Annotated in this window: 10 protein-coding genes; 5 read left to right on the top strand and 5 right to left on the bottom strand. The window is 37.2% G+C overall.

Annotation, left to right across the window (positions count from 1 at the left end; all coding sequences use genetic code 11):
- Positions 1 to 29: 29 nt before the first annotated feature.
- Together AOR04_RS12860 and erpA are read left to right on the top strand one after the other, a co-directional pair.
- Positions 30 to 6,308, top strand: a complete 6,279-nt coding sequence (locus AOR04_RS12860; RefSeq protein WP_096793564.1) for a M4 family metallopeptidase — start codon at positions 30 to 32, stop codon at positions 6,306 to 6,308.
- A gap of 447 nt (positions 6,309 to 6,755) precedes the next feature.
- Positions 6,756 to 7,094 carry an iron-sulfur cluster insertion protein ErpA gene (gene erpA, locus AOR04_RS12855; protein WP_007376119.1) on the top strand — a complete coding sequence of 113 codons (339 nt, stop codon included), beginning with the start codon at positions 6,756 to 6,758 and terminating at the stop codon, positions 7,092 to 7,094.
- A 49-nt stretch (positions 7,095 to 7,143) separates the two neighbouring features.
- Here erpA and AOR04_RS21885 read toward each other — a convergent pair whose 3' ends face one another.
- Positions 7,144 to 7,332 carry a hypothetical protein gene (locus AOR04_RS21885; RefSeq protein WP_096793563.1) on the bottom strand — a complete coding sequence of 63 codons (189 nt, stop codon included), beginning with the start codon at positions 7,330 to 7,332 and terminating at the stop codon, positions 7,144 to 7,146.
- A gap of 412 nt (positions 7,333 to 7,744) precedes the next feature.
- Here AOR04_RS21885 and AOR04_RS12845 point away from each other — a divergent pair, with 412 nt between their 5' ends.
- A complete protein-coding gene (locus tag AOR04_RS12845; RefSeq protein ID WP_007376121.1) occupies positions 7,745 to 7,984 on the top strand; it encodes a helix-turn-helix domain-containing protein in 240 nt (79 codons plus the stop codon).
- Between the two features lie 78 nt (positions 7,985 to 8,062).
- Here the strand turns inward: AOR04_RS12845 and AOR04_RS12840 are convergent, their stop codons facing one another.
- From AOR04_RS12840 to AOR04_RS12825, 4 genes are read right to left on the bottom strand one after another with little or no spacing between them, the layout of a single operon-like run.
- On the bottom strand, positions 8,063 to 9,442 hold the full coding sequence (locus AOR04_RS12840; protein WP_096793562.1) for an AmpG family muropeptide MFS transporter: 1,380 nt from the start codon (positions 9,440 to 9,442) through the stop codon (positions 8,063 to 8,065).
- Between the two features lie 46 nt (positions 9,443 to 9,488).
- Complete coding sequence (locus tag AOR04_RS12835) at positions 9,489 to 10,109, bottom strand: peptidylprolyl isomerase (RefSeq protein WP_096793561.1); 621 nt, start codon at positions 10,107 to 10,109, stop codon at positions 9,489 to 9,491.
- Between the two features lie 2 nt (positions 10,110 to 10,111).
- Positions 10,112 to 10,666 (bottom strand): YajG family lipoprotein, encoded by a 555-nt coding sequence (locus AOR04_RS12830; RefSeq protein WP_096793560.1) that lies wholly within the window; start codon positions 10,664 to 10,666, stop codon positions 10,112 to 10,114.
- A 7-nt stretch (positions 10,667 to 10,673) separates the two neighbouring features.
- Positions 10,674 to 11,807 carry a methyltransferase gene (locus AOR04_RS12825; protein WP_096793559.1) on the bottom strand — a complete coding sequence of 378 codons (1,134 nt, stop codon included), beginning with the start codon at positions 11,805 to 11,807 and terminating at the stop codon, positions 10,674 to 10,676.
- Positions 11,808 to 11,848: 41 nt separating this feature from the next.
- Here AOR04_RS12825 and AOR04_RS12820 point away from each other — a divergent pair, with 41 nt between their 5' ends.
- Together AOR04_RS12820 and AOR04_RS12815 are read left to right on the top strand one after the other, a co-directional pair.
- Positions 11,849 to 12,457: an alpha-ketoglutarate-dependent dioxygenase AlkB family protein gene (locus AOR04_RS12820; protein ID WP_096793558.1), complete on the top strand. Its 609-nt coding sequence runs from the start codon at positions 11,849 to 11,851 to the stop codon at positions 12,455 to 12,457.
- Between the two features lie 63 nt (positions 12,458 to 12,520).
- Entirely contained in the window at positions 12,521 to 12,832 is a 312-nt protein-coding gene (locus tag AOR04_RS12815) for a BolA family protein (protein ID WP_096794132.1), read from the top strand.
- Positions 12,833 to 12,840 lie beyond the last annotated feature (8 nt).

Raw genomic sequence — 12,840 nt, 5'->3', positions numbered from 1 at the left:
AATTATAATGCGTTAAGCATAGGAAATTTATGTATAAAGGACTAACTGCAGGGATTACTGCGTTATGTGTTTTTAACTCGATGGTAGCCCATAGCGCTGTTGTTGAAAGAATTACACCTGTAAATAAAGTGGAATTGACGGCACTTCTTAATAATTCATCTACAAGCAATTCAAAAAATATAAATCCAGTTTATTTCTCTGAAATATCAAAAAATAGCAGTATGTTATCTAAAGGGATTAATGGCTCTAAAAAATCTAAAAAGATGCAACAGTATTACGCTGGGGTTCCTATTTGGGGGCAGCAAATTAGTGTACAAAATAAAACAAACCATATCAGTGGTTTTTTTGCTAAGAACATCAGCGATGAACAGCTTAAAAAAACAATAAATAATCAGTTCAAGCCTGAAGATGCTGCTAAAGCAATATTAGCAAAGTCAAAACTAAATATAGCTTCGCGTTTTGATATCACGAGTAATGATCGTTACATCTACATAAATAATGGTAAAGCGCGCTATGTTCGACTTATAGAATTGCTTGTTAATGATCAGTCATTGGAGAGCCAACCAGCAGCGTTAATTGATGAGTCAGATTATTCTCTAATTAAAGTATGGAATAATATTCAACAAGCGCAAGCTTCAGGACCTGGTGGTAATACGAAGACTGGCCAGTATGAATATGGGACAGATTTCCCTGCGCTAGAAGTTACTCAAAATGGCACAGCATGCTTTTTAGAAAACGACAAAGTAAAGACAGTGACAATGGAGTCAGGCCAAGAACCTGTCGATGCATTTTCGTTCCTTTGTGATAGAAATACTCATAAAGAAATAAATGGTGCATATTCTCCTTTGAATGATGCGCACGCGTTTGGTACCGCTGTTTTTGATATGTATGAGCAATGGTATAATACGGCCCCATTAACATTTAAATTGTTAATGCGTGTTCATCAAGATAATGGCTGGGAAAATGCCACTTGGAATGGCTATGCGATGACATTTGGCGATGGGGCAGATCGATTTCACCCTTTAGTGTCATTAGATATTGTTTCTCATGAAGTAAGCCATGGTTTCACAAATCAAAATTCAGACTTGATGTATTTTGATCAGTCGGGTGGTATTAATGAGTCATTTTCTGATATGGCAGGAGAAACAGCTGAGTTTTTTGTTCGAGGCGAGACTGATTGGTTATCTGGCGCAGATATAACGAAACAAGCGACTGCTTTACGTTACTTTGAAACACCTTCTAATGATGGTGTCTCTATTGATCATGCTAATGATTTTTACTACGGAATGGATGTGCACTTTAGTAGTGGCGTATTTAATCGTGCTTTTTTCTTACTAGCGACAAGTGAAGGTTGGGATCCAAAAAAAGCATTTGAAATTATGCTTAAAGCCAATCAAAACTATTGGATTTCTTCATCGGATTATATTGATGCCGCATGTGGTGCAATAAATACAGCAATAGACCTTCGCTACAATGCAGGTGATGTTGTTAATGCATTTAATGCTGTTGGTGTTATCTGTAATAACATTCAGTTCATCGATAGTGATTTAGATGGAATGGATGATAACTGGGAGCGTGTTTACAATTTAGACCCCAGCTCAGCAGGTGATGCAGATCTTGATTTAGATAATGATGGTCTAACTAATTTGGAAGAATACAATGCAAATACTCTTCCTAACAACGAAGATTCCGATGGGGATACGTTAACTGATTTTGCTGAATTAAATGAACACAATACTAATCCTATAAGTTCAGATTCAGATTTAGATACGATGCCTGACAACTGGGAGCTTACATATCAGCTTAATCCGTTAGATGGGAGTGATAGCCAACTAGATTTAGATGGGGATGGAATAAGCAACCTGATTGAATATTTAGCCGGTTCTGACCCATCTGATGCTAGCTCAACACCAGATGTTCCATCCACTACCACGATAAATTTTGATGACGGACTTGTACCAGAAAACTTTATTTCATCTGTACCTAGTACTCCTTGGTTAGTAGTGCAGGATGTTGAGACCAATAGTTTTGTATTAACTAATAATGATATAGGCGACTCCCAGCAAACGAGTGTTGAATATTCAGTACTTATTGATAGTGACAAATTTTTAAACTTTAACTACAACATTAATTCAGAAGAAAACTTTGATTTTTTCACTGTTTATATTAACGATGAATTGGTTTTAAATAAATCAGGTGTTTCACTGCAATGGGAAACATTTACTCATCCAATTTCTGCTGGTTTGAATAAGTTAACTTTTGTTTACAGTAAAGATATGTCCGTATCAACTGATTCAGATGCCGTATTTATAGATAATATTTATATTGGCGACGAATTTTCTGACATTGACGCAGACGGTATCGCTGATTATTGGGAATTGCAACACGGTTTAAATATTAATGACTCAAGTGATGCATTACTCGATAATGATGAAGACGGGCTGTCAAATTTACAGGAATTTGAAAACCAAGGCTTACCGAATAACGCAGATACTGATGGCGATAAAATGCCGGACGGTTGGGAGTTTTACAACGGTTTATCTCTAACAGATCCTAGTGATGCGACGAGCGATCACGATGGCGATGGTTTTAGTAATTTAATCGAATTTATAAGTGGTACAAACCCACAAGATATAAGCTCTTTCCCTTTGCATTTAGATATTACGGATTCATTTGAAGGCAGCGAACTACCATCATGGCTAGTGGATAATGAACAGAGTAATTCACCATGGTATATTGATACAACTTTTGCGACTGATGGTGCGCAAAGTATTCGGTCAGGAGTATTATCTGATAATGAAATTAGCCAATTTGATGTGACGGGGTTATTTAAGTCGGGTTACTTACTGTTTGATTTTAAAATAGAATCTGAAAGTTGCTGTGATAATTTACATGTGTATGTAAATGAACAACGAATATTTGCATCAGATTCCTCTTTAAAAGAAGGCCCACTGCTGTTAGAGATTGAAGAGGGGGTTCAAAATATTAGCTTCAAATATAGTAAAGACGGCTCTGCTAGTTATGGTCAGGATACTGTATGGATTGATAATTTTGTATATTTACCATTAGATGATATGCGTGATTCAGACGGTGATCTGTTACCCGATGTTTGGGAGGTCAAATATGCTTTAGATCGCCTTGACAGTACTGATGCGCAATTAGATTTAGATAACGATGGTTTAAGTGCTTTGCAAGAGTATGAATTAGGCACAAACCCTAATCTTGGTGATACAGATAACGATGAGCTAAGTGATGGTTACGAAGTAGATAATGGATTATTACCTCTAGATTCAACGGATGCATTACTCGACACCGATAATGATGGTTACTCAAATTACCAAGAGTTTTATGCACAAAGTCGAGCAGATAGTTCACAATCAATTCCTTCGACATTCTCTAATTTAAGTGAAAGTTTTGAAGGTAATTCATTACCAAGTTATTTAACACCCCTTGCGAATAGTCAAAAGGAGTGGAGTGCTTATCAAAATTGGTTTACTGACGGCGCTCAAAGCATTTCAATCATAGACGTAAAACAAGGTGAGCAAGTTGGGTTTGCACTCGCTGGTGTGTTTGAACAAGGCTATTTGAATTTAGATTATTCTTACTCTTACTCTGGCGTCTTTGCAGTTATTGTCAATGGTAATAAGCTCGATTTATTCACTAATGAATCAAGACTTCTAATTCCGATTAATGCCGGTTTCAATATAATTAAAGTCTCATTTATTCCAAACCACGATATACAATTCGCTTTAGCTGTAGACCAATTGCAATGGATTTCTGAAGTTGATCCGACGCTAGACACCGATAATGATGGCATTCCCGATTACTGGGAGTTTGAGCATGGTTTAAATGTACTTGATAGCTATGATGCATCCAATGATAACGATTACGACGGCTTAACTAATTTAATCGAGTTTGAGTTAAATACAAACCCTCAATCAAATGACACAGACAGCGATGGTGTTATTGATAATGAAGATAGTGCCCCAACAGACCCTACTCAGGGTGAGAACCAAGCTCCTACTTTTACAGATTTATCCGCTGTTACGATTGAGGCTGAACGTGAATACACATATTTGCTTGATCTCTATAGACCCGATGTAGTGGACAATGGCTATTTTACGCCAGAGGTTTACATTTCGAATGGAAGCAGGTTTGATGTAGGTGAACATCAAGTTACATGGATTGCGCGTGATAGGGCTGGGAATGAAACTCAAGCTGTGCAAACCGTCTTCATTGTTGACACCGTTGCACCGACTTTTGAAGCAAATAGTACACTTCATTTTTATGGTAATACAATTGATGGAATTAAAAATGAGCTACTAAACGGTTATGTCATTCGTGAGAATGTATCTGGTCTGAGTTCAGTAACAATAGATAATGATTTTGTTTTTCGTACTGGTTTAGTTAACGTTGCTGTTACGGCTGAAGATGGAGCTGGAAATAAAGCATCCGGGGTTGTGAATGTGCAAATATACCCAGAGATCGCGATTCAACCATTTACGCTTTCTGATTCGATTCATAAAATAGTTGTTAAACTTTACATATCAGGCGAAAGCCCCACAGGCTATGCTCGCTTTCAGTTACGAGCAGGTAATAATTATAAATCATTTAGTATAGATGAATCTGGCTCTATTGAAGTTGAACTAGATCCTAGCTTCATTGGTAATTCAACCCAGCTAGAGCTTGAGCCTAATTATAGCGTTTTTGTTACCGACAAAGCTCAAAGCAAAATTTTATTTCATGATGAGTTGATTGAGCCTTATATTTCTTTACTTTATAAACAAAATAATAAAGTAGTAACATCGATAGAGCGAAGTAACTCGCCTACTTCAGTGGTTGTAAAGTTAATGGGGACTACACCTGAATACGCGCAGCTGAACGAAAACACTGGCAGTGACTTAGATTTTTATAGGCTGAGTGATACGAGTTGGGAAATGACTTTTGATTCAAAAAGTATTAGCTCGGATGTATTTGAGTTGTCATTTTCAGCGACGATAAACGATGATGTTGTTGCGACAACTACACAAACAATCCCTGTTATTGATGAAGTAGTATTTAATGATCCACTAATAGATACTGATGGTGATGGTATTCCCGATATAGAAGAGGGTATGAGTGACGCTGACAGAGATGGGATCCCTGATTATTTAGATAATTCATCAATAATGAATATCGGTATTTTAGAATCGGGTAAAGTACTCCATAGCGTCAATGAGTTCAATTCAATTCGTGTTGGCACTATTGCTCGTTTGAGCAACAGTGATGTTATCCATAGTTTGACAATTGATGAGCAACAACTTGAAAATCACTTATCTGATTTAGATATTTTTGAGCCACATTTTCAAGCTAAAAGTGACTTAGTTAATCTAAACGTAAAATTAGCAAATGAAGCCGATTATGTTGAAATTGCTCTACCACAGTTAGATAACGCGTTATTGAGCTCGGATTTACAAGTTAGGTTACTTTCAATCTCTGGTTGGAAAACGGTGCCTAAGTTAACAGGGAATGTTTATCAAGAAATATGCTCGCAATGCACAGCTTTTGAAGTACTTGATGGTGGCGAATTTGATTTAGATGGTCAAAAGAATGGATTTGTGGAATTAGTTGCAAAACTTGCACAAGAAAGTTTGAATCAGGCACCTGTTTTAGCGCTTGAATTACCGGATCAAATGAATGAACTCGAAACGTTTAATTTAGATGCATCAAGCACAATTGACCCTGACGGAGATATACTTAGCTACAGTTGGTCTGTTGCAAACGAAGCCGTGACAATTAATACACCGGAACTCGATATAGCGACACTTACGGTAGGTGAATTAACGCAAAGTGTTGATAGTGTAATTACACTTATTATTGATGATGGCTATGAAGAGTTTACGTATACGCACAATGTTAAGTTTTTACATATCAACCAATTGCCAGAGATTACACTCGCGAGTACATATTCTGTAAATGAAGGTGATAACGTTGTTATTATCGCTGAAGCTACAGACAAAGAGTCTAGCGACTTAAGCTACTCATGGGTGCAAGTTCAGGGAGCCCTTACTCAACTAGACTCGGTAACTACAAATACGCTTAACTTTACAGCACCAGACGTAGCTCAAGATACTACTTTGGTGTTTAAACTTATTGTTTCTGATGGTGAAGATCAAGCTGAACAGCTGGTGGAAGTTAATGTAAAAGCTATCATCACTCCAACAAAAGCTAATTCAGATAGCGGTAGTGGTGGCGGTTCATTAGCGATGCTACTTATCTTGCTAGGTATGTTTATAGCTTATAAAAGATCATACTATTTCAATAAGTAGCACACAGGCATTAGCATTGAAAATACGGAGTCGATCATAGCAGCTGTTATGATCGACTTTTTAGCAGTATGTTTAATTTTTAGGCTGAGTAGAACATATGTAGTGTGGTTATTTCCATAAATAGGAGATCATGACGCATAAATATCAAATATGTGCAGCCCTTTCTAAGCTGTATTGATTAGCAGAAGTTTTAAGTTGTAATTAAATTGTTCGTAAATTGAACTAATTATAATTCGGAAAAGTCAAAATGCTCCTAAAATCCAAATCAATCAGTCTATTAGATCTTTTTAGAGCTCAGTTTTGTATCAATTTTTTTAACTTGGTTAAAGCTACGCCAAGTTCATAATACATGCGACATTAGATTAGGGTAAAGAGTTGTTTTACTATACTTGATTAAAACACTCGGGTATTAGATAATCACGCCATTACGATATTGAGGGTTTTAAAATGTCAGAAGAATTACCAATTAAGTTCAGCGATGCAGCAGCTGTTCGCGTTAAACAGTTAATCGACGAAGAAGAAAATCCAGAGCTAAAACTGCGTGTTTATGTCACAGGCGGTGGTTGTTCAGGTTTTCAATATGGTTTTACTTTTGATGAAAAAGCAAACCCCGGCGATTTAGAAATAGTAAAAAATGGTGTAACCCTAGTTGTTGATCCTATGAGTATTCAATATTTGGTTGATGGTGAGGTTGATTACACTGAAGGATTAGAAGGCGCACGCTTTTTTGTATCTAATCCAAATGCAACAACAACCTGTGGTTGTGGTGCAAGCTTTAGCGTTTAACAGCCAAACGCTAAATAGATTAAAGCCGCTTTTGCGGCTTTTTTAATGCCTATAAATCAGTTGGTGCGTATTCGGTTATTTGCATAATAAATATAAAAAAGCCGAGCACAAACACAGAAAAAGCTAAAATATACATAAAGCCTTTTTTACCTTGTTTAATTGGAACCCCGTTATTGCGCAAAAAAAGATACCAACCTAAGCACAGTAAAATTGGCAATAAAAATAGTATCCTGAACATGACTCAACCTTTTTAAAATTAATAAGACTCAATAATAAACATGTCGCATTAAAATGAAACAAAATCATAAAAAATTCAATTTTTGATGAAAATGGATGGATATTCAGTGTTTATAAACATTCGCTCAAGTTAATTTTGTACCGAACAACGCAATTAATCATTCAACCAAAGTATTAATAGTATATAATGTATCCAAGAATGAGACGGGCAAAATTTCATTCTCAATAAAAACAAACTTATACCACATTATTAGCGTAGCTTTTAGCTAAGTGGCTAGAAGTAAGTGGCAACAGTGCTTAATTGCAACACCTTGCTATTGAAGTGAAATTAAGTAGCGCTGCTTACTTACCTACAGCTATTGATAGGCTACTGCTTTAATGGGTATGTCAAATCATCGAGTAGGAGATGTAAAATGATGGGCAAAACCGTTTCTTCAGAAGAAAACGCAAAGCTAACAAAGTGGCTTAAGAGTAAGCGCCATGAAAAAGGGCATACAATGCGCAGCCTTGCACAAGTGCTAGGTACACCTCATTCGTTTATCGGTAAAATTGAAAATCAAGAGCGCCGTTTAGATGTTATTGAATTTGTTCGCTATTGTACTGCACTAGATGTTGATCCACATGAAGCATTAAATTTGCTGAAAGTAGATTAATTATGTGATTGTTTAGTTCATTTATGAGTTATATAAATGTTCTAGGCAGCAAATTAATGCAGGGATGCATTATATTTCTTAATTTTTTTGATGATAATTTCGCTCAAGTTCATACAGCTTGTGCCTAATTAAGTACAAAAATAGTAACGATGGTAAAACCATTAACGCTGTAAGAATAAAAAATAGCGACCAATTACCTGCCAACCAATCATCTATTACTACACCACTATAACTTGAAAGCAACGTTCTTCCTAAGTTCCCTAATGATGCTAGCAACGCATAGTGAGTTGCGCTAAATGCCCTATCACACAGCATTGATATAAACGCGACCATTGCCACTAACGACCACGCTTGTGTAAACCCATCAATAACAATAGCAAAGGCATACAGCCTTAAATCAGGCCCAACTAAAGCAATCCATGAAAATGCTAAGTTTGATGCTGCCATTGCAATACCACTTATAAATAAACCTTTAACAATGCCATATTTTTGATTAAATAAGCTGCCAACAAAGGTAAATATAATGGTAAGTACGGCAGTGCCTACTTTTGAAAATGTAGCAATATCGCTATTACTAAAACCAATTTCTTTATAAAACACAATAGACATGCGGCCCAAAAACGCTTCACCTATCTTAAATAAGAAAATAAATGCAAGTAACGCGAGTGCAGTTTTAACGCCGTTTTTAGTGAAAAAGGCTCTAAAGGGATCAATAACGGTTACCGCGAGCCACGCAACTGTTTTTGTAAGTGGGGTTTGTTTTGTTGATGAAAGTTTTTCAAGGTATACACGCTCAAGTTCAGCATGCACGGCTTCTCTGTTTGACTTAGGCTCTTTTGCGAACAAAGCTCCACCCATTAACAGCAAAATTATAGCGGCTAAAAAATAATATATTTGGGGCCAGTCAAGCGACGGGATATCAGCCATATAAAATGGAATAGCGCCTAAAAGGGCATAACCTGTCCACCAACCAGATGTTGCCATTGCGGCGGCTGCCGTAGCTTTATGAGATTCGTTTTCACTGAGAGTGTCAATTCTAAATGCGTCAATTGCAATATCTTGCGTAGCAGAAGCAATGGCGATTAATAAGCAAATTACGGCAACAAGCGCTAAGTTAGTTTTTAAATCAAGTCCAGCTAATAGTAACGTGCCAATTAAGATAAAGCTTTGGCACAATAGTATCCAGCTACGACGTTGGCCAAGCCATTTATATAAAATAGGGAGCTTGGTCCGGTCAATGAGTGGCGACCATAAAAAGTTTATACTGTAAGCCCCAAATACAATGCCAAATAGGCCAATCATACTGCGACTTAGGCCTTCATCCTTTAACCAAGCCGACAGCACTGAGCCAATTAAAACCCAAGGAAAACCACTGCTCATACCAAATATAAAAATGTGGATTAAGCGTTTGTCTTTAAAGTAAGAAAAATATTCGCTAATAGAGAGAGTTTTGCTCATAGGGCCTTCATTGGCGATTGGGTGTAGTTAAACTACAGCTCATTAATTATAATGGTACTTGCTCAAGGACTTTTATATTTAAGATAACAACAGGTACTTTTGGCACGAAATCGTAACCAATCTTTTCGTTAAAGCCTGTTTCGACAACCATTATTTTATCAAGTGTGTCGTAGCCATCCATTACATTACCAAATACGGCAAATCCCCAGTCTTTATCTGGATTTAAATGGTCGTTATTGTCCATATTAAAAAAGAATTGACGAGTACCAGAATGCGGCTCTCTGTCCTGATATGCCATGGCTATACTGTACATGTCATTTTTTAAGCCATTACCACTTTCGTTAAAAATAGGAGCGTTTTCATGTAAACCATCGTAGTCTTTGTCGTACCCGCCACCTTGAATAACAAAATCGCGATCATTTTCTACATCACGCTCAATACGGTGGAAAACACTCCCCTGGTAACTTTTATCTGACACGTACGTTAAAAAGTTATTGACTGTAATAGGGGCTCTTGAGCGATCAAGCTCGACTACGATACTGCCCATTGAGGTTACGATTTCGACGCGCGGAAAAATATTATCTTTTTGCACAAAGCGGCCTTCTTGGGCTGCTAAGCTACTTGCACTAAAAAATAGGCCGAAACAGATTAAAAAAAGTCGTTTCATGTTTAACCTTCTAAAAATTCTATTAATTCAGGATCTGATACAATGCGGGTAATAATTTGCTCAGTCAACTTATTGAGCTGGCCTTCTACTTTTGCTCGCTCGTGACTAAATGGGCCTTCTAAATTAGCACTACCTCGGTACACCTTACTAAAATTGCTTGAAGCGCGAATAACACGAACACCAAGCTCTATCTGAGCTTCACTGGTGTGGCTTACTAGTTTTTCGGTTACCACAGCTTGCAGTGCGTGAATATCTACTTCAAAACGCACAGTCGCTAGGTTTGAAATACCTGCTCCGTTTCGACTCAGCGCGCTATCTAAAACGTTTTTAACTGACTCTGTAATACCTTGACTTGCAAACGTTTTGGTTTTATCAGATTCAATCAGCTTAAGCGTTGCAGTGTCACCACGTAAATCAATCACGCTGGTACTTAAACTGCTGTTAATTGTACTAATTTGGCCATTTTTATAAACAGGGTTAAGGATCACTTGATTAGGCTGACTAGCACAGCCAGCTAGTACAAGTAACGCACATAGGCTAAAAGTAATTTTAATCATTAAATTCCTAATAATTTTTAGTGGCACTTAGTACTACAAATTTCTTGTTGGAGCCAAGTAGTTTACAGTTGCCAAACATACGGTTTAGTTTGTCGTGATAATCTAAATGACGGTTACCAATAATACGTAATTCGCCACCTTGTTTTAAGGTTTCTTTTGCTTGTTTAAACATTTGCCACGCTATGTGGTCTGTTACAGCTTGCGCTTGATGAAATGGTGGGTTACATAGCACCATATCCACACTGTCTTGATCAAAGTCGGTCAAGCAATCGTTTTCAATAAATTGGCAATTATCAAACTGCTCAGGCATGTTTTGTTCTACATTTAAACGTGCAGACTCAACCGCCATGTATGATTCATCAACAAATGTGACAGATGCTTTAGGGCAACGAGCAAGCGCCATAACACCTACAACACCATTACCACAACCTAAATCGATTATGCTAGTTTCTTTCTTGGTTTCTGGTAAATAGTTGAAAAAGAATCGAGCACCTATATCTAACGAATCACGTGAAAACACATTTGCATGATTTGTTATATTAAATTCAGTGCCTTCAAGTGGCCAAGTAATAGGGAAATCAGCTGCTTTATACCCACCTTTTGCCGTGCTTAATATAAGACGTGATTTTTTAACCGCTAAACTTGTTTTTGTTTCACCAATAAATTGCTCAAACGATTTTATTGTTGAATTATGAATTTCTTTTGTTTTACCGGCTGCAATTACGGGGGTACCAGGTGCAAGTATTTCGCTTAATTCACTTAGTTGAAATTGCAAAAAACCTACGTTACGCGGTATTTTTATTAGCACTAAATCTATGTCTTCAGGCAATGCAGACAGGCTATCTATTTGGCTAAATTGCGCTGTGGATAGTTTGTTTATTTGTAAGTTATATGCCACTGCTTGATGGCTAATATAAGAATCATTAACTGAACAAACCGTTAATTGATTAAAACTACAAGCAAGTGCACCAAAGCTATCGTTTAAAATAAGCAGTGAGCGACAATCAGGGTAATGTTCGTTAACATAATTGATAAGGTACTCATCGGCTGAATCCCACGCTTGTAAACTGCGGTTTTTTTGATCCAAAGGAAAGCGTTCAAGAGTAAAGGTTTTATCGCCTAGCTGGGCTTGCGTCGTCATAATGGTATTTGATCAGTAAACTAATGTAGGTAAATTCTAACATGCAACGGCAAAACGCCAACCCCCAACAGTTACCAAATGGCTTTTCTTATCAAAGTAGGGCACTTAGCGCGCAAAAAAGCCTCGATTTATTTTATTATTTACAAAAAAACCTAGTTTGGCAGCAACCCGACGTCACCGTTTATTCTAAAACAGGCCCAATTCCCCGACTTCAATGCTTTATTAGCGAGCATAATTTCGAATATGGTTATTCGCATAGTAAGTTAATAGTAGAGCCTTGGCCTGATATTTTATTAGCAATGCGTAAGCGCTTAGAAAAACATTTAAATCAGCCATTAAATTCTTTATTAGTTAATTATTACCGAGATGGTAACGATACTATGGGTTGGCACAGTGATGACGAAATAGAGCTGGGCCATCAACCTACTATTGTGTGTGTATCACTTGGAGCAGAGCGTGTTTTAAAGCTTAAACAAAAATCGACAAATAAAGTAACCGATTTAAAGCTGCAAAGTGGTAGCTGTTTAGTCATGAGTGGCGACAGTCAGCGTGATTATCAACATGCAATCCCAAAGCAAACTACATTGGCTCACCCACGAATTAGCTTAACGTTTAGATACATAAAGCAAATCAAGCAAGCTCAATTTTAGTTAGCCAATAGGCTTGGCTACTTGTTATGATAACAACATAACTTAACTACAAAAATGGTTTTTATGTCAATGCAGCAACAAATTCAAGAAAAAATCAGCAGCGCAATTGCCTGTAAGCATTTAAATGTAATTAACGAAAGTCACATGCACAGCAAAGGCACCGAGTCACATTTTAAAGTTATTGTGGTAAGCGAAGAATTTGCTGGCAAACGCCTATTACAACGCCATCGTCAAATTAATGAAATTTTAAAAGATGAGTTAGCAAATTATATTCATGCACTCGCTATCCATACTTATACACCGGATGAGTATACCGAGCAGGGCGGAGAAGCACCTGATTCGCCTAATTGTATGGGCGGCTCTAAAATTAGCTAAGTATTTTT

It is taken from the genome of Pseudoalteromonas sp. 1_2015MBL_MicDiv, assembly GCF_002407505.1.
Taxonomy (GTDB): Bacteria; Pseudomonadota; Gammaproteobacteria; order Enterobacterales; family Alteromonadaceae; genus Pseudoalteromonas; species Pseudoalteromonas fuliginea.
This window is presented reverse-complemented; position numbering and strand designations above follow the sequence as displayed.